Here is a 15,636-nt window from a genome sequence, read left to right on the forward strand (position 1 = left end):
TCGAACCGAATCGGGGACGCGAGGCTGTCGAGGAACGGACGCGGCGAAAGAAAGTTGTGAACTCGGCCTACTCGAACGTCGAGGCGACGTCGTCGTAGTTCTCGGCGACCGTGTCCCAGTCGACGACCTGGAAGAAGGCGTCGATGAAACTGCCGCGGTCCGGTCCGTAGTCGTAGTAGTAGGAGTGCTCCCAGACGTCGAGCGCCATGATGGGGTGGCTCCCCCAGAGCGCGCCCTGGTCGTGCTTGTCGACCGCGACGTTGCGAAGCTGCTTGGCGACGGGGTCGTAGACGAGGAGCGCCCAGCCGCCGGCCGCGCTCGCGGCGGCCTCGAACTCGCCCTTCCAGCCCTCGTAGGAGCCGAAGTCCTCCTCGATGCGGTCGCGGAGGTCGCCCTCCGGTTCACCGCCGCCGTTCTCGTCCATGTTCTCCCAGAACAGCGTGTGGAGGTAGTGGCCACAGCCGTTGTGGGTGACGTCGCCGAGCGCGCCGGCCGTCGAGGAGTAGTCCCCGGACTCGCGGTTCTCCGCGAGCGTCTCCTCGGCGCTGTTGAGGCCGTTGACGTAGCCCTGGTGGTGGGTGTCGTGGTGCCACGTGAGCACCTGCTCGCTGACGTGCGGCTCCAGCGCGTCGTAGTCGTACGGCAGTGGCGGCAGTTCGGCGTCGGATTTTTCTGGCATGATGTAACCTCCACGATTTACATCGTTCCTCTCGCTGTTAAACCTTGAGGAACTATTTGATACCATACAACACGCGGAATCAGAAATTCGTTTCGTGGACGCTCCGACGTGGGGGCACGTCGACTGCCTTCCGTGAGCCGACGCAGTCGAGGGACGAAGGCCGGAACGTACGAAGACGTTTTGTTCGTCGCTGTCGAACGGTATCGAACCACCATGGGCGACGCTACTGGTCGACGCCGACTGCTCGCTGCAGGCGCGAGCGCAGCGTTCGCTGGCTTCGCCGGGTGTCTTTCGGTCCTCGGCGGCGACTCCCGCGTCCCGGTCGAACTGAGCGTGCTGAACGAGACGGAGGAGAACCTGCGCGTCCAGGCGACGGTCGACGGGGTCGAAGACGACGTCGGCCACCAGTTCGGCGACGTCTACTCCATGTACCCGGTACGACGGAGGTCGTCCAGGGAGACGTCCGCCCGGGGCGGTACACGCTCCGCGCCGCTACCGGCTTCGACGACGACCCGTCCATCGACCGCGAGGTCCGCTGGACGGTGACCGACCGGGACTGCATCCACCGCGCCTGGGCCGTGTTCACGCAGGTCGACGGGAGGATACGGCTGTCGCTCTCGGTGCAGACCTGCGAGGGCGATTGAAGCGAACGGCCGAGTCGCCGGCGCTTACATCTGGCCGCCGGCCTGGTCGTAGCGCTCGGCCACGTCGTCCCAGTCCACCACGTCCCAGAAGTTGTCGACGTACTCCCCGCGGTCGTTCTCGTACTGGAGGTAGTACGCGTGCTCCCAGACGTCGAGCACGAGCAGCGGGGTCGACCCCTGGACCGCGCGGTTGTTGTGGTTCTCCGCCTGGATGACCATGAGCTGGTCGGCGACCGGGTCGTGGACGAGCAGCCCCCAGCCGGAGCCCTCGACGCCCTTCGCCGCCGCCGCGAAGTCGTCCTTGAACCCGTCGAACGAGCCGAAGTCGGACTCGATGGCGTCGGCGAGTTCACCGCCGGGTTCGCCGCCGCCGTCCGGCGACATGTTCTCCCAGAAGACAGTGTGGTTGACGTGCCCGGACAGGTTGAAGGAGAGGTCGCGCTTGACCGCCTTCACGTCGCCGAAGTCGCCGGACTCGCGCATGTTCTCCAGCTTCTCCAGCGCTGCGTTCGCACCGTCGACGTACCCCTGGTGGTGCTTGTCGTGGTGCAGTTCCATGATCCGCTCGTCGATGGTCGGTTCGAGTGCGTCGTAGTCGTACGGTAGCTCAGGTAGTTCGTAGGTCGCCATGGTAACCCCCGTGTACGCGTCAACGGTCGTCGAGTTAAGCGTTAAGGCGACGCTAACGGAGAGCGCGAGGGTGCCCCGAAGCGGGCGAGCGTGGCGGCGGTTACGCCTCTTTCATCTTCCGGATTGCCTTCTCGAACAGGGGGTAGGGCTGTGCACCGACCAGCTTGCCCGAGACGTCCGACGACGGGTTGTAGAAGATGAACGCCGGCGTCCCCCTGATGCCGCTCTGGGAGGCGGCCGTCACGTCGTCGTCGACGCTCTCTTTCACGGCCGTCGCGTTCTCGCTGAGACACGTCTCGACGGCGTCGGCGTCGACGCCCTCGACGCCCGCCGTGATGTCGAGGAGGTTCGCCTTCTTCGCCCACCCCGAGTTCTTCTCTCCCTGTTCGTCGAACACCGCCGAGTGCCAGCGACTGTACGCGTCAGGGGTCTCGGCCTTGACCTGCCGCCAGACGCACTTCGACATCCTGGCCGCGGTTCGCGATGCTTCGCCGAAATACGGGTTCTCCATCACGACCATCCGGAGTTCTCCCGGTCTGACGTAGTTCTTCACGAGTTTCGGCAGCGTCTCCTCCTCGAACCGCGCGCAGAAGGGACACTGGTAGTCGGTCCAGTAGTAGACGTCGACGGGCGCGTCGGCCGACCCCATGATGGGGTTCCCCGACAGGTCGATACCGTACCCCGTCTTCGCGTCGCTCGCGTAGAGCAGCGAGTCCGCGCCGCCGGACGTGGTCGTCCCACCGCCGTTCGGCGAGCCGTCCCCGCCGGACTGGAAGCTACTCGTACAGCCGGCCAGCGCGGCGAACGACCCCGCCGTTCCGGCGAGGAACGCCCGCCGGCTACTCGATCCGTCGCTTTCGTACATGGCGATCTATGTGTCGAAGCAGGCACTCGCGACGTATATCCCTCTCGTCCGTTTTCAGCGGCCGAAGTCGCCGCCGTCGTTTAAGTGTCGGTGTCGTGGCCCGGCCGTCAGGCGTCGAGCCGACATTGCCGGGGGTCGCCGGTGCGGACGAGGAACCCGAGCAGGAGGAGGATGCCACCGACGCGGAGCAGGTCGCCGTGGAACGGCATGGCGGCCAGCGCGCCGGCGAACCCGAGGAAGCCGAGCAACCCTGCGCCGCAACTCGCACACCCCGACGCGAGAAGTCCGGGCAGGACGCCCGCGAGGTCCGAGACGCTGGAGATGCCCGTCACGCTCACCTGCGCCGCGACGTCGACGACGGCGACGCCCGTCAGCACCGCGTAGGACAGGATGAGCCCGAGGCCGAACCAGCCGTTCGTCGCCAGCACGTTCTCCGTCAACAGGACGAGCGTCTCGTCGAACCACTGCAGTCCGGCGCCGAGCATCTGCATCGACATCCCCGGGAACGTCGAGAGGATGAGCAGGACGTACGTCAACACCGCGACGACGACGCTCGCGGCGACGCGTCCGACGGACGTCGTGGGGTACGCGAGCGCGCTCGCCAGGTCGCTCCCCCAGCGCCGGACTCGGGAGGTCCCGGTCATGAGTTCACCCTCTCGATGACGGACTCGAATCGCGGATACGGCTGTGCCCCCTTGATCATGGGCGCCAGGTCGTCCGACGTCGGGTCGTCGAAGATGAACGACGGCGTCGCGCTGACACCCTTGTCGTCGCCCGCCTGACTGTCGGCGGCGACGCTCTCTTTGACGGCCTTCGCGTTCTCGCTGAGGCACGTCTCGACGGCGTCGGCGTCGACGCCCTCGACGCTCTCCGTGATGTCGAGGAGATTCGCCTTCTTCGCCCACCCCGAGTTCGGTTTCCCCTGTTCGTCGAACATCGTCGCGTGCCAGCGTTTGAACGCCGACGGGTCGTCGTCTTTGACCTGCCGCCAGACGCACTTGGCCATCTTCGCGGCCGTCTTCGACCTCGCCCCGATGTTGGGATACTCCAGGACGACGATGCGGACGACCCCGGAGCGGACGTGGTTCTTCAGCAGTTTCGGGAGCGTGTTCTGCTCGAACCGTCGACAGAACGGACACTGGTAGTCGGTCCAGTAGTACATGTCGACGGGCGCGTCGGCCGACCCGAAGAGCGGGTTGCCCGCCAGATCGATGCCGTAGTCCGTCGTCTCGTCGCTCGCGCGGACCAGCGGGCCCGATATGGGGGTCGTGGTGGTCCCGTCGTCCGTCCCCCCACCGTCACTGGTCGGCCCGCCGCCACCGGTCGTCGATCCGCCACCGCCGCTGGGCGCGCCGTCGTCGGAGGACTGGAGGATGCCTGTACAGCCGGCGAGTGCGGCGAACGACCCCGCGGTACCGGCGAGGAACGCACGTCGACCCGGCCTGCCGTCGCTGTCGAACGTGACCATCGGTCGTATCGACGGACGAGGTCGAGAAACATAGCCCCCTCGTCCGTTTTCAGCGGTCGAAGTCGACCGGCACGTTTTAAAAGTCGAGGGTCAGTTAACGACGTGTGAGTGGGGAGCCGAGTCCAGCCGAGCTGTTCCGCCTGCTGGACGACGACTGTGCGCGCGCCATCCTCACGAAAACGAGCGTACGACCGATGTCAGCCCAGACACTCAGCACCGAATGCGACGCGTCGCTCCCGACGATATACCGGCGGCTGAACGAACTCGAGGAGTGTGGTTTCGTCGAGAAACGGACGCGACCGAATCCGGACGGCAACCACCGCGCCGAGTACGAGGCCACCGTCGAGCACGTCGGCATCGACATCGTCGACGGCGACCTGAGCGTGACGGTGACCGAACGCGACGCCGCGGACCGGTTCACACAGGTCTGGACGGACATGCGAGGTGACTGAGATGCGGGTCGACCTCCTCGCCGGGAAACTGCTCGTGATGGCGCTCGGGCTCCTCATCGCCTACCAGGGGTTCCGCGGGTACCGCCGCAACCACAGCGAGCCGATGCTGTTCGTCGCCGTCGGCTTCGTCTTCCTCACCGCCGGCGGGACGATGGGCTGTTCGCTCATCAAGACGCTCGGCGTCTCGCCCGCGGCGCTCGGCGTCGCCCAGACCGCGCTCGTCGCGGTCGGCATGGGGTTCGTCCTCTACTCGCTGTACGGCTGACGCACGGTCGCTTCTGCGGTCATCCGTCGCCGCGCGCCGCCTCGAACGTCGCCAGCGCGCGCTCACGGCGCTCGGCGTGGTCGACGATGGGATGCGGATAGTCCGGCGCGAGCGCCTCGCGCTCGGCGTCGTCCAGGGTCGGCCACGCGTGGATCTTCGCCGGCGGGACGTCGCGCAGTTCGGGGACGTACGTCCTGACGTACTCGCCGTCCGGGTCGTGGCGTTCACACTGGGTCGCGGGGTTGAAGATGCGGAAGTACGGCTGGGCGTCGGTGCCCGTGGAGGCCGCCCACTGCCAGCCACCGACGTCGTTGGCGGTGTCGTGGTCGACGAGCTTCCGGCGGTACCAGTCGTACCCCTCGCGCCAGTCGAGCAGGAGGTCCTTCGTGAAGAAGGAGGCGACGATCATCCGCACGCGGTTGTTGACCCAGCCCTCGGCGCGCAACTGCCGCATGCCGGCGTCGACGATGGGGTAGCCCGTCTCGCCGTCCTTCCACGCCTGCAACTCGGCCTCGTCGTCGCGCCACGCGACGTCGTGCTCGTACTCGCGGTAGTTCTCCGTCACCACGTCCGGACGTGCGTCGAGCACGTGCGCGTAGAACTCCCGCCAGGCGAGCTGGCGCTGGAACGCGACGACCGAGTCGCGCTCGGACTCGTCGCTCGCGTCGGCGTGCGCCGCGTCGGTCGCCGCCCAGACCCGCCGGATACCCACGGTGCCGAACTTCAGGTGCGGGGACAGCCGGGAGGTCCCCTCTCGCGCCGGGTAGTCCCGGTCGTCGGCGTAGCGGTAGACGTCGTCCGCACAGAACTCCTCGAGCAGGTCGACGGCGACCTCGTGGCCCGCCGGCGGGAGGTCCGCCTCCGGTCGGTCGAAGCCGAGGTCGGCGAGCGACGGCAGCGACCCGGAATCGGTCGAGGAGGTGAGCACCCCGGGGTCGTCGAACGCATCCCGGGGGTCGACCACGTCGCCCGCTTCGGGAGCGTCGTACGGCGCGGGCTTGTCCCGGTCGCGCCACTTCTTCCAGAAGTACGAGAAGACGGAGTAGTGGTTGCCCTGGTTCGTCGTGATGCTACCTGGCGGGTGGAAGATGGCGTCGTTGGCGCTCGCGTGGTCGACGCCGGCGTCGTCGAGCGCGTCCCGGACCGCCGCGTCGCGGTCGGCCGCCAGCCCCGAGTAGTCGCGGTTCCAGACGACGCGGTCCGCGCCGCACGACCGGGCGACCCGCGGCAGTTCCTCGGCGGGGTCGCCGCGGACGACCAGGAGGTCGCCGCCGCGCTCGCGGTACCACGACCGCAGCGAGTCGAGCGCGTCGAGCATGAACGCCACCCGTGGCGGCGACGCGTGTGCGAGTATCGCGTCGTCGAGGACGAACACGGGGAGCGCGCGCCCGGTGTCGGAGAGCGCGCGATTGTCGGTGGCCCGGAGGTCGCGCCGGTGCCAGTGGAGGTCCATGCCCGGAGCCACGCCCAGCACCCTCGTTAAACCACGGCCTAACGACGTTCGGGCGGTGCCGTCCCGGCGACTGGAGAAGGTGACACGACAGTGAGGCGGTACGCCGGTGGCTGCCGGTTCCCCGCCGTCGACGTCGTCGGTCACCGACACGTATCGGCGACCTGGGACGACACCTGTCCTTGCGAGAGAAGTTCGCGGTGTCCGAGATGTGTCGGGTCCGGTCGGACGCGTTCGAACGTCACGGGACTCGCCGACCGGGATTCGACACGCGATGCCGACTGCGAGCGGCGGCGATGGTGAAAATCCGCTACGCGTCCGGGAGTTCCATCGCAGCGACGTGTTCGGCGTACTCTTCCAGGACCGGCTGGCCCCAGTATCGTATCGATTCGCTGCGCGCGTCGTAGTCGACGATGTTCGCGTCGTCGAGGCGGGGCAGGTGCGTGTGGTGGAGCGAAGTCTTGACGCGCTGACCGAAGTCCTCGGGGACGTCGTCGGCGGCAGTGTCGGTTTCCCAGGCGGCGACCGTCTCCGTGAGGTCGTCGAGCGTCGCCACGCCGTCCGTCGTCTGCTGGAGGTAGTAGATGGCGTACCGGCGGCGGGCGCTCGACAGAAGGTCGAAGATGTCGTCGAACGACGGCCTGCTGACGCTGGGGTCCGCTCGCAGCACGTGCGGCGGATGTGCCGACTCCCGCTTTCCCGACTCGTTCCGATATGGTGACTCGTTGCTCATGGTCCCGTGCCCAGTAGCCGTTCACTGTCGTCCGTAAAGAATGGTGATTCTAGATACCTAGAAAGCTACCAGCGGACGTGAACGAGAGGGTTCAACGAACGATAATTTGGCCTTTTCCAACACTACGACAACTGTCCATCTGCAGCAAATACACCATCTCCGACCGTTTATCGAGGGGCGAAGACAGCATCGACGCTGCAAGACGACTCAGAAGCGCGACGGAACGGGAGAACAGCGGTCCCCTTGAGGAGAAGGACGGGTCGCAGATTACGCCAGGGTGGCTTCGAGGCGGTCGACGAGTTCCTCGTTCCCGAGGTGGACCGGGACGCGCTGGTGGAGCCCCGTCGGTTCGACGTCGAGCAGGGACTGCCCACCGTCGGAGGAGCGTCCGCCGGCGCTCTCGACGATGTACGCCATGGGGTTGCCCTCGAACTGGAGTCGCAGTTTGCCCTCCGGCCGCGACTGCAGTCCCGGATAGGCGAACACGCCGCCGTAGGTCATCACCTGGTTCACGTCGCCGATCATGGCACCGCCGTAGCGAAGCTTCAGTTCCGACTCGACCTCGCGGGCGTACTCGGTGAACCCGTCGGTCCAGTCCGGGACGCGTCCGCCGAAGCCGTAGACGACCGGGTCCCCGGGAAGGGTGAGGTCCTCGCCCACCGCTCGTCGGACGTCGTCGCCCGGTTCGCTGTCCGCGTCGCCCTCGACGACGTACTCGGTCACCTCGCCGTCGCGGGCGACCATCATCGTCGTGATGGGTCCGAACAGGACGTACGCCGCCGCGACGAGGTCACGACCCGACGCCGGCAGGGGTTCGTCGTAGACGCCGACGATGGTACCCATCGAGTTGTTCGACTCGACGTTCGACGAGCCGTCGAGCGGGTCGATGGCGACCGAGAGGCCCGTGCCGCAGTCGCGGACGGCCTCGCGTTCCTCGCTGGCGAACTCGCCGACGCCCTCGATGGCTGTCAACCGCTCCTCCAGGTACTCGTCGGCCCACACGTCGGCGGCGAGTTGCGTCTCGCCGCTCGGGTTCTCCTCGTCCGCCTTCCGGCGGCGGCCCGCCAGCCCGTCGCGGATAGTCGGCGCTGCGGCCGCGACGGTCTCGACGATGCGGTCGACGGCGTCCATCATTCGAGCGCTTCGTCGGCGGTGGCGTCCTCGAAGATGACCTTCTCCAGCGCGTCGAGGATGCGCTCGGGGTCGTCGCGCTGCCAGACGTTGCGGCCGACCGCGAGGCCAGCGCCACCGGCGTCCATCACGGCCTCGACGCTGGAGAGGAAGTCGTAGTCGCTGACCTTCGAACCACCGCTCATGACGACCTTCGTGTCGGCGGCGGACTCGACGGCCCACTCCATCGACTCGCGGCTACCGGGGTACTTCACCTTCGCGATGTCGGCGCCGAGTTCGTGAGCGATGCGGGAGCCGTAGGCGATGACGCTCTCCTTCGTGTCGTTCTTCAGCCCCTGCCCGCGCGGGTACGACCACATGACGACCGGCATGTCGTGGTCGCGGTGGGCCGTCTCCTGGACCTCGCGGAAGTCCTCGTACATCTGCGGTTCGTGGTTCGAGCCGGAGTAGACGGTGTAGCCGACGGCGTCCGCGCCGAGTTCGGCGGCGTAATCCACCGTCCAGTTCTTCGGAGAGTAGGGCTCGCCCATCCAGAGGTTGCTCGTGCCGTTCAGCTTCGCGAGCAGTGAGACGTCGTCCTCGTAGGACGGGTAGTACGTCTCCGCGACTCCCTTCTGGACCGCCAGGGAGGTGACCGCGTCGTGAGTGGCGATGTCGAAGATCTTCTGCGGGTTCAGCGTCTCCGGAACCGAACTGAAGTCGGCCGACGGGCCGTGTTCGAGGCCGTGGTCCATCGCGAGGATCAGCACCTTGCCGTCACGCGTTACTGGCGAGTCAGTCAGCGGAATCATCGGTCGAAACTGCGGCGACGTAATATATGAAAGTAGTGGTCCCCGACGACGCGAGCTACCGGTTTTCGAACCCGTCAGCTGCCCTATGCGGCATTTTATGAACTACTGGAGTAGTAAACTTACCGGAGTTCGCGGGCGGCGTCCCGCCACTCCGTGACGACCTCGCGGTCGAGCGTGAGCGAGTCGGCGACGCGTTCCGGGTCGGCGACGGCGAGGCTCCGGACGGACGTGATGCCGGCCTCCGCGAGTTCGGCCGCCACCGCGTCGTCGACGCCGGGAACGTCCGTCACCGGGTCCGGCTTGCTCCGCTCGCGCCACGCCGCCTCCGCCTGCTGGGCGTCGCCGCTACCGTCCGCCGTGGCCGCACCCACGTCGCCCCAGTCGCCGGTGCTGGCCGCGACCCACTCCTCCTCGTCGTCCTCGTCGTCCGACGTCGAGACCTCCGCGTTCTCCCAGTCGCCGGAACTGGCCGCGACCCACGCGCGCTCCTCGTCGCGGAGGCCGCGTACCTGGTCCGAGCGGTCCGCGAGGTCCCCCTTGCCGCCGCCCTCGAACGACCACGCCAGCGAGTGCTCGCGCCGGAGACGGGCCGCGACGCCGGGGTTCACGCCGGCCTCGGTCAGCATCGCGTAGGAGACCGCGCGCGCCGGGATGGCCGCGGCGTCGAACGGCGCTTCCGCTATGACCGTGGCCGTGGCCGGCCCGACGAACTTCACGTCGGTCGGGTCGCTAACGGACGTGTTCTCCTCCCCAGTAGTATCGTTTTCCGTCACGGCCCCTCAGTGACTCGTTTTTCACTCACACTGTCCACTCTTGAATGTTTCGGCGGCCCCGGTCGTTCTTCGTCGTCCATCTGCAAGCCCGCGTCCGACCGACCGTAACCGTGTCGACGACGAACGTCCTGCCCCGTCCGCGCTCGACGCCGGCCGCAGGACAGTTCAGGTCCGCTACCCGTCCTGGCTCCTGTCGCATCTGTAACTGGTACGGCGGGCGAGCGGCGAAGCCGCGGCCGTGGCCTCCGACGCCTCCGGCGGAGTCGGACCCGGAGCCTCGCCACGTCGGTAGACCCGGCGTTCGTTCGCGGTTCGCTCGCTCGCGCACCGTTCCGCTATCCTTACAACCGTGCCGGGAGCAGTTCCATCCATGCACGACCTCGAAGACATCGACACCATCGGCGTGGTCGGCGCGGGAACCATGGGCAGCGGCATCGCCCAGGTGGCCGCGACGAACGGGTACGACGTCGTCATGCGCGACGTCGAGACCGAGTACGTCGAGAACGGCTTCGACACCATCGACGACAGCCTCGACCGCTTCGTCTCCAAGGAGAAGCTGAGCGAGTCGGCGGCCGAGGCGACCCTCGACCGCATCACGGGGACGACGGCCCTCGACGACCTCGCGGACTGCGACGTCGTCGTCGAGGCGGCCGTCGAGAACATGGACGTCAAGCAGGACATCTTCGCCGACCTCGACGCGGTCGTCCCGGACGACGTCGTCCTGGCGACGAACACGAGCACGCTCTCCATCACGACCATCGCGAGCGCGACCGACCGCGAGGACGAGGTCGTCGGCCTCCACTTCATGAACCCCGTCCCCGTGATGAAGGGCGTCGAGGTCGTCGTCGGCGAGAAGACGACCGACGAGGTCGTCGCGTTCGCCCACGACCTCGCGGAGGACCTCGGCAAGGAGACCTGGGAGTCCGACGACAAGCCCGGCTTCGTCACCAACCGCATCCTGATGCCCTGGATCAACGAGGGCATCCGCGCCTACGACGAGGGCGTCGCCAGCAAGGAGGACATCGACACCGGCATGAAACTCGGCACGAACGTCCCGATGGGCCCGCTCGAACTCGCCGACCACATCGGCCTCGACATCTGCCTCGACGCCAGCCGGACGCTCCACGAGGAGCTCGGCGACCGGTACAAGCCCGCCTACCTCCTCAAGCGCAAGGTCGACGCGGGCGACCTCGGCAAGAAGACCGGCGAGGGCTTCTATACGTACTAGGGTTCGACGACCAGCTTCCCGAGGAAGCTCTCCGCTACCACCGCGCGCTGTGCCTCGTCGACCGCGTCCAGTCCGTACGAGTCCGCGACGACGGGGACCACGTCACCGTCCCCCGCCAGCCGCCCGAGGCGCTCCAGGACCGCCGCCACGTCCGGCGTGTTGAACATGCTCATCAGCGTCAGCGTCATCTCTTTCGAGCGCGCGGCGGGGACGTTCTCGAACCCGGCCGTCACGTCCTCGTTGCCGATGCCGACGACGCGCCCGCCCTGCGCGACCACGTCCGCGTCGAACTGCAGGTAGTCGTCCAGCCGGTGGTCGAGGACGGCGTCCGGCGCGCCCGCGTCCCGGACCGCGTCGGCGAGGTCGTCGCGGCCGTAGTCGAGGACGACGTCCGCCCCGAGCTCCGCCAGGTCGTCGTGGTAGGGCTCCCGGGCAGTCGTGACGACGCGCGCGCCGACCGCCGCCGCGAGCTGGACCGCGACGTGGCCGACGCCGCCGTTTCCGCCGTGGACGAGGCAGTACTCCGCGGGTTCGAGGCCGGCGTGGTCGACGAGTGCGCGCCAGGCCGTCACGCCGGCGAGCGCGAGCGCCGCCCCTTCGTCGAAGTCGACCGTCGACGGCAGATGTGCCACGCGGTCGGTCGGCGCGGCGACGAACTCCGCGCACGTTCCCGGGCGGTCGTTGCCCAGCGCGGTACCGTAGATCCGGTCACCCTCGGCGAAGCCGTCGACCGCGTCGCCGACCCCCGCGACGACGCCGGCGACGTCCGACCCGGGGATCCACGGGAGGTCGCCCGGTTCGTAGCTGCCCTCCCGGAAGTAGGTATCGACGGGGTTGACCGCCGCCGCGCGGACCTCGACCAGGAGTTCGTCGTCGGCGGGGGTCGGCCGCTCGACCTCGTCGACCGTCAGTACGTCCGGACCGCCGTGTTCGTGATATCGCGTCGCACGCATACCGACACCGACGGCGGCCGAGAAAATAAGTTCGCTGAAGGAGAGCACCGGGTATGCCGACCTGCCCCGACTGCGACGTATCGATGGAACCGGTCGACCACCAGACCTCCTACGGCGGCGACGGCGTGCGCATCGAGACCTCCGGCGGCGTCCTCGGCGCGCTCGACCTGAAGGGCACGCACCTCGACGCCTACCTCTGTCCCGAGTGTAACCTGGTGCGATTCTATGCCGACTGAACTACAGGCTCACCGCGGGTTCGCCGGCGAGCATCCCGAGAACACCCTGCGCGCCGTCCGCGAGGCGGCGGACCGCGCGGACCGGATCGAGGTCGACGTCCACCGCTGCGGGTCGGGCGAACTCGTCGTCTTCCACGACGAGACGCTCTCGCGGCTCACCGACGCCCACGGACCGGTCGCGGAGACGCCGTGGCCGGAGCTTCGGGACCTCGAAGTGCTCGGCTCGGGAGAGACCATCCCCCGCCTCGACGACGTCGTCGACGCCGTCCCTGACGGCGTGGGGCTCAACGTCGAACTCAAACACGCCGGCATCGCCGACCCGGTGCTGGCCGCGACCACTGACGTCGACGACGTCCTGTTTTCGTCGTTCCACCGACGCGCGCTCGCCGAACTCCGTGACCGCGACCCCGACGCGACGCTGGCGTACGTCAGCGACCGCGGGCCGAACTGCGTCGACACCGCCGTCGACCTCGGCTGCTCGTTCGTCCATCCCGCGAAGGAACTCTGCGACGAGACCTTGGTCGACCGCGCACACGTTGCCGGACTGGGCGTGAACGCCTGGACCGTGACGACGCGCGAAGAGGCGGCGACGCTGCAGGCGGCCGGCGTGGATGGCGTCATCGCCGACAGCCCGGCCGTGCTCTGACGGACCGGTCAGTCACCAAGGACGCCGACGCGCTCGCCGGTGTAGCCGAAGATGTCCTCGTACCCGTAGGCCGACATGAGGATGGGGACGAACGGCTCGTCGGCGACCAGCTTCTCGCCCTCGACGGCGGCGAACGACTCGCCCGCGCGCACCCCTTCGAAGTTGTCGACGAGCACCTCGTACTCCGTCGCCTCGTCCTTCGGGACCGGCTGCAGCATCCGGTACACCGTCACGTCGCCACGACCGGTCGCCTCGTCCAGTCCAGCGTCCGGGAGCGCACCCGTGGCGTCGAGGAACCCGCGGACGAGTCGGTAGGCGTTCTCCGCCGCCCGGTCGGTCCCCTGCAACCCGCACTCGACCTCGATCGTGCGCGGGTGGGTGATGAGCCGGCCGCTCGCGAACTGGTCCGTCTCGACCACCTCGGTGACCGGCAGGGCCGAGCACACTGCGCGCGTGGCGTCGTCGACCCGGTCGACGAGCGCGAACGGTTCGGCGTACGACTGCGTCGAGTGGAGCGACAGCGTGGTGCAGCCGCGCAGTTCCGAGAGCAACTCGTGTGCGACGCGCTGTTCGTAGGTGGCTCCCTCGGGGTCGCCGGGGAACGCCCGGTTGAGGTCCTCGTTCACGTAGCGGACGCCGCGTTCGAGCGCGCGCTCGTTTGCGACGACGAGCTTCACCGGTCGTTCGACGGCGGGCTCCTCGTCGAGGAGTCGGTCGACCGCTCGCGGTCCGCAGGGCTCGTCGCCGTGGATGCCGGCGACGACGGCGATCTCCGCCGTCCCGTCGCCGAGCTGCTCGACACGCATTTGGTGCGTGCCTTGGGACGGAGCCACAAAGTGCTTACCACTCTGGCCGACACACCACCACCCTGGCGGCCGTCGTCCGACAGCCGTCGAACAGTCGCTCTCCCGCGTACAGTGCAGAGGCGCGTCGACGACGGCGTTCGGGACACAACGGATATATCTGTCCTCGTCGTAGGGACATGATGGTAGGAACGACATGAACAAGCACTTCGAAGACGCGTGGTACTACCTTCGCCGTGCCGGGACGCACCTGACCGCGGGCGTCCGCGAGGAACTCGCTCCCGCCGAGCGCCGCGCTCGACGGTGGGTCGGTCGCGAGACGGAACCGGGCAGAGGCGAGAAGGTGCGCCGGAACGTCCGCGACGGCAGGAAGAAAGCCCGGGAACGGGCGAAACACGCCGTCCGCGACGTCCAGGAACGCCTGGAGACCACGTCGCGGTAGTCACAGGAGCAGAGCGACGACTGTCCGCCGGTAGTGCTGCGTCTGCGCCACCGCGAACGCCGTCCGACAGCGGCCGGTCAGCGTCGACGGGTCCCGCGTCAGCCCGATGCGGCGACCGTCGATTTTCGAAAGCAAGCCTTAAGTCGGGCAGGGGAAAACCATGAACTGCGAGGGTCGGTAGTCTAGCCCGGTTATGACAGCTCCTTCACACGGAGCAGGTCGGCGGTTCGAATCCGCCCCGACCCATCCTGCGACGAACGGACGTGAGGAGCGGATGGTCCCGGCGGTTCGAGCCCAGAGGACGAGCGGAGCGAAGTCCTCGCGGTTCGAATCCGCCCCGACCCACCCGCTCACCTGCCGACTCTCGAGGAATCGACAGCGACTGGTCCCCCGAAGGGACGAGCGACGCGACCGCGTCGACGTTCCCGGGAACTGAAATCGGCCGCAGAAGGTTATACCGCTTCGGCAGGAACGAGGCGTATGGAAACCAGCGTCGGTCCCGCAACGGACGCTAAACGGAGCGGCCCGCTTCGGTTCGTCGCCATCTACGTCGGCTGGGCGTGGTTCTTCTGGGGGCTCGTGGTGGTCTCGGGGGACAGCGTCTGGTCGTTCCCGAACGCGGCGCTGTTCTACCTGGGGTCGCTCAGCCCGGTGCTCGCCGGCGTCGCGTTGATCTGGCGCGAGGAGGGTCGCGAGGGACTCAGCGAGCTGTGGGACCGCATCGTGAACGTGCACCGCATCGACGGTCGGTGGTACGCCGTCGTCGTCCTCCTCTATCCTGCCATCACGCTCGTGGCCGCCGGTATCGCAGTACTGGTCGGCGCGACGACGTCGCCGCTGGACCCCGGAGCGGCGGTCGAGCGGCTGACGCACCCGTCAAGTCTGCTCGTCTTCGTAGGGTTCACCCTCGGCGCTGGCGTCGTCGAGGAGACGGGGTTGACGGGCTACCTGGTCGACCGACTGCTGGCGACGGGGAGCACCCTCCGGGCCGGCGTCGTCAGCGGCGTCGTCTGGGCGGGCTGGCACGTGCCGCTGTTCCTGATGGAGGGGTACTTCGGCGCGTCGGCCTACTCGCCGGTAGTGTGGCGGTTCTTCGCCAGCTTCCTGTTCCTGCAGGTCCTCTACACGTGGATCTACGACAACACGCGGCGGAGCGTCCTCGCGGCGGTCCTGTTCCACCTGATGAGCAACCTCACCGGCGAACTGCTCGCCCCCGCGCCGGCCGTCCGCCGGTACAGTTTCTACCTGACGGCGCTCGTGACCGTGCTGGTGGTGGTCCGCTGGAGGCGGGGGGCGTCCGCACACGCCGGGCGGACGACGCGGTGACGCGACGCCGGACGCATCCGGTCCAGTGTCCTGCGCCCTCGATGCAGTGCTGCGGAGGTCCAGCGGCGGCAAAGAGGGTCGAAGCGTGGAGCGCAGCGTCGCCACTACTTAGTGTCGGGAG

General features: G+C 68.0%; 20 protein-coding genes and 1 tRNA gene. 9 read left to right on the plus strand and 12 right to left on the minus strand.

Translation table 11 applies throughout. From position 1 onward, the window contains the following. Positions 1–67: 67 nt before the first annotated feature. Entirely contained in the window at positions 68–679 is a 612-nt protein-coding gene (gene sod, locus NKT36_RS03360) for a superoxide dismutase (protein WP_327052537.1), read from the minus strand. Positions 680–892: 213 nt separating this feature from the next. Between sod and NKT36_RS03365 the strand changes: the two genes are divergently transcribed. Beyond that, positions 893–1,225, plus strand: coding sequence for a hypothetical protein (locus NKT36_RS03365; protein WP_327052538.1), 333 nt, complete (start codon positions 893–895; stop codon positions 1,223–1,225). 122 nt (positions 1,226–1,347) lie between these two features. Here NKT36_RS03365 and NKT36_RS03370 read toward each other — a convergent pair whose 3' ends face one another. From NKT36_RS03370 to NKT36_RS03385, 4 genes are all read right to left on the minus strand, one after another. After that, positions 1,348–1,953 (minus strand): superoxide dismutase, encoded by a 606-nt coding sequence (locus NKT36_RS03370; RefSeq protein ID WP_327052539.1) that lies wholly within the window; start codon positions 1,951–1,953, stop codon positions 1,348–1,350. Positions 1,954–2,053: 100 nt separating this feature from the next. After that, positions 2,054–2,818, minus strand: a complete 765-nt coding sequence (locus NKT36_RS03375; RefSeq protein ID WP_327052540.1) for a DsbA family protein — start codon at positions 2,816–2,818, stop codon at positions 2,054–2,056. Positions 2,819–2,925: 107 nt separating this feature from the next. Then, positions 2,926–3,462, minus strand: coding sequence for a hypothetical protein (locus NKT36_RS03380; protein ID WP_327052541.1), 537 nt, complete (start codon positions 3,460–3,462; stop codon positions 2,926–2,928). After that, positions 3,459–4,286, minus strand: a complete 828-nt coding sequence (locus NKT36_RS03385) for a DsbA family protein (protein WP_327052542.1) — start codon at positions 4,284–4,286, stop codon at positions 3,459–3,461. Before NKT36_RS03385 ends, NKT36_RS03380 begins: the two co-directional genes overlap by 4 nt. A gap of 104 nt (positions 4,287–4,390) precedes the next feature. Between NKT36_RS03385 and NKT36_RS03390 the strand changes: the two genes are divergently transcribed. Together NKT36_RS03390 and NKT36_RS03395 are read left to right on the plus strand one after the other, a co-directional pair. Then, entirely contained in the window at positions 4,391–4,738 is a 348-nt protein-coding gene (locus NKT36_RS03390; RefSeq protein WP_327052543.1) for a winged helix-turn-helix domain-containing protein, read from the plus strand. Position 4,739: 1 nt separating this feature from the next. After that, complete coding sequence (locus tag NKT36_RS03395) at positions 4,740–5,003, plus strand: DUF7521 family protein (protein WP_327052544.1); 264 nt, start codon at positions 4,740–4,742, stop codon at positions 5,001–5,003. Between the two features lie 19 nt (positions 5,004–5,022). On the opposite strand, the gene NKT36_RS03400 is transcribed toward NKT36_RS03395, so the two are convergent. From NKT36_RS03400 to NKT36_RS03420, 5 genes are all read right to left on the minus strand, one after another. Beyond that, positions 5,023–6,456, minus strand: coding sequence for a cryptochrome/photolyase family protein (locus NKT36_RS03400; RefSeq protein WP_327052545.1), 1,434 nt, complete (start codon positions 6,454–6,456; stop codon positions 5,023–5,025). Between the two features lie 307 nt (positions 6,457–6,763). Then, positions 6,764–7,186 carry a DUF7344 domain-containing protein gene (locus NKT36_RS03405; protein ID WP_327052546.1) on the minus strand — a complete coding sequence of 141 codons (423 nt, stop codon included), beginning with the start codon at positions 7,184–7,186 and terminating at the stop codon, positions 6,764–6,766. Between the two features lie 267 nt (positions 7,187–7,453). Next, entirely contained in the window at positions 7,454–8,317 is an 864-nt protein-coding gene (locus NKT36_RS03410; protein WP_327053419.1) for a class 1 fructose-bisphosphatase, read from the minus strand. Then, positions 8,317–9,108: a class I fructose-bisphosphate aldolase gene (locus tag NKT36_RS03415; protein WP_327052547.1), complete on the minus strand. Its 792-nt coding sequence runs from the start codon at positions 9,106–9,108 to the stop codon at positions 8,317–8,319. The genes NKT36_RS03410 and NKT36_RS03415 overlap by 1 nt, the downstream gene beginning before the upstream one ends. Before the next feature lie 119 nt (positions 9,109–9,227). Beyond that, on the minus strand, positions 9,228–9,881 hold the full coding sequence (locus NKT36_RS03420; RefSeq protein WP_327052548.1) for a DUF7409 domain-containing protein: 654 nt from the start codon (positions 9,879–9,881) through the stop codon (positions 9,228–9,230). Between the two features lie 370 nt (positions 9,882–10,251). On the opposite strand from NKT36_RS03420, the gene NKT36_RS03425 reads away from it, so the two are divergent. Continuing rightward, positions 10,252–11,109: a 3-hydroxyacyl-CoA dehydrogenase family protein gene (locus NKT36_RS03425; protein ID WP_327052549.1), complete on the plus strand. Its 858-nt coding sequence runs from the start codon at positions 10,252–10,254 to the stop codon at positions 11,107–11,109. Here NKT36_RS03425 and NKT36_RS03430 read toward each other — a convergent pair. Then, the gene (locus tag NKT36_RS03430; RefSeq protein WP_327052550.1) at positions 11,106–12,062 is read right to left on the minus strand and encodes an NADPH:quinone reductase; all 957 of its coding nucleotides are present in this window, start codon (positions 12,060–12,062) and stop codon (positions 11,106–11,108) included. The two genes, NKT36_RS03425 and NKT36_RS03430, sit on opposite strands and share 4 nt — an antisense overlap. Before the next feature lie 53 nt (positions 12,063–12,115). Between NKT36_RS03430 and NKT36_RS03435 the strand changes: the two genes are divergently transcribed. Continuing rightward, positions 12,116–12,298 (plus strand): hypothetical protein, encoded by a 183-nt coding sequence (locus NKT36_RS03435; protein ID WP_327052551.1) that lies wholly within the window; start codon positions 12,116–12,118, stop codon positions 12,296–12,298. Beyond that, the gene (locus NKT36_RS03440; protein ID WP_327052552.1) at positions 12,288–12,944 is read left to right on the plus strand and encodes a glycerophosphodiester phosphodiesterase; all 657 of its coding nucleotides are present in this window, start codon (positions 12,288–12,290) and stop codon (positions 12,942–12,944) included. The genes NKT36_RS03435 and NKT36_RS03440 overlap by 11 nt, the downstream gene beginning before the upstream one ends. Positions 12,945–12,952: 8 nt before the next feature. On the opposite strand, the gene NKT36_RS03445 is transcribed toward NKT36_RS03440, so the two are convergent. Further along, entirely contained in the window at positions 12,953–13,750 is a 798-nt protein-coding gene (locus NKT36_RS03445; RefSeq protein WP_327052553.1) for a M14 family metallopeptidase, read from the minus strand. Between the two features lie 193 nt (positions 13,751–13,943). Between NKT36_RS03445 and NKT36_RS03450 the strand changes: the two genes are divergently transcribed. The 3 genes from NKT36_RS03450 (at position 13,944) to NKT36_RS03460 (ending at position 15,515) form a co-directional block, all read left to right on the plus strand. Beyond that, positions 13,944–14,189 carry a DUF7553 family protein gene (locus NKT36_RS03450; protein WP_327052554.1) on the plus strand — a complete coding sequence of 82 codons (246 nt, stop codon included), beginning with the start codon at positions 13,944–13,946 and terminating at the stop codon, positions 14,187–14,189. A gap of 171 nt (positions 14,190–14,360) precedes the next feature. Continuing rightward, positions 14,361–14,435: transfer RNA gene (locus NKT36_RS03455), tRNA-Val, on the plus strand. 234 nt (positions 14,436–14,669) lie between these two features. Continuing rightward, positions 14,670–15,515 carry a CPBP family intramembrane glutamic endopeptidase gene (locus NKT36_RS03460; RefSeq protein WP_327052555.1) on the plus strand — a complete coding sequence of 282 codons (846 nt, stop codon included), beginning with the start codon at positions 14,670–14,672 and terminating at the stop codon, positions 15,513–15,515. Positions 15,516–15,636 lie beyond the last annotated feature (121 nt).

Origin of the sequence: Halomicrococcus gelatinilyticus (assembly GCA_024227995.1) — an archaeon.
Lineage (GTDB): Archaea > Halobacteriota > Halobacteria > Halobacteriales > Haladaptataceae > Halomicrococcus > Halomicrococcus gelatinilyticus.

Bases quoted from the DNA above. Each gene is read 5' to 3' on its own strand.
- NKT36_RS03375 (WP_327052540.1), bottom strand. From the start codon at position 2,818: ATGTACGAAAGCGACGGATCGAGTAGCCGGCGGGCGTTCCTCGCCGGA.
- NKT36_RS03370 (WP_327052539.1), bottom strand. From the start codon at position 1,953: ATGGCGACCTACGAACTACCTGAGCTACCGTACGACTACGACGCACTC.
- NKT36_RS03410 (WP_327053419.1), bottom strand. From the start codon at position 8,317: ATGGACGCCGTCGACCGCATCGTCGAGACCGTCGCGGCCGCAGCGCCG.
- NKT36_RS03430 (WP_327052550.1), bottom strand. From the start codon at position 12,062: ATGCGTGCGACGCGATATCACGAACACGGCGGTCCGGACGTACTGACG.
- NKT36_RS03440 (WP_327052552.1), top strand. From the start codon at position 12,288: ATGCCGACTGAACTACAGGCTCACCGCGGGTTCGCCGGCGAGCATCCC.
- NKT36_RS03385 (WP_327052542.1), bottom strand. From the start codon at position 4,286: ATGGTCACGTTCGACAGCGACGGCAGGCCGGGTCGACGTGCGTTCCTC.
- NKT36_RS03395 (WP_327052544.1), top strand. From the start codon at position 4,740: ATGCGGGTCGACCTCCTCGCCGGGAAACTGCTCGTGATGGCGCTCGGG.
- NKT36_RS03415 (WP_327052547.1), bottom strand. From the start codon at position 9,108: ATGATTCCGCTGACTGACTCGCCAGTAACGCGTGACGGCAAGGTGCTG.
- NKT36_RS03460 (WP_327052555.1), top strand. From the start codon at position 14,670: ATGGAAACCAGCGTCGGTCCCGCAACGGACGCTAAACGGAGCGGCCCG.
- sod (WP_327052537.1), bottom strand. From the start codon at position 679: ATGCCAGAAAAATCCGACGCCGAACTGCCGCCACTGCCGTACGACTAC.
- NKT36_RS03425 (WP_327052549.1), top strand. From the start codon at position 10,252: ATGCACGACCTCGAAGACATCGACACCATCGGCGTGGTCGGCGCGGGA.
- NKT36_RS03450 (WP_327052554.1), top strand. From the start codon at position 13,944: ATGAACAAGCACTTCGAAGACGCGTGGTACTACCTTCGCCGTGCCGGG.
- NKT36_RS03405 (WP_327052546.1), bottom strand. From the start codon at position 7,186: ATGAGCAACGAGTCACCATATCGGAACGAGTCGGGAAAGCGGGAGTCG.
- NKT36_RS03365 (WP_327052538.1), top strand. From the start codon at position 893: ATGGGCGACGCTACTGGTCGACGCCGACTGCTCGCTGCAGGCGCGAGC.
- NKT36_RS03400 (WP_327052545.1), bottom strand. From the start codon at position 6,456: ATGGACCTCCACTGGCACCGGCGCGACCTCCGGGCCACCGACAATCGC.
- NKT36_RS03445 (WP_327052553.1), bottom strand. From the start codon at position 13,750: ATGCGTGTCGAGCAGCTCGGCGACGGGACGGCGGAGATCGCCGTCGTC.
- NKT36_RS03380 (WP_327052541.1), bottom strand. From the start codon at position 3,462: ATGACCGGGACCTCCCGAGTCCGGCGCTGGGGGAGCGACCTGGCGAGC.
- NKT36_RS03435 (WP_327052551.1), top strand. From the start codon at position 12,116: ATGCCGACCTGCCCCGACTGCGACGTATCGATGGAACCGGTCGACCAC.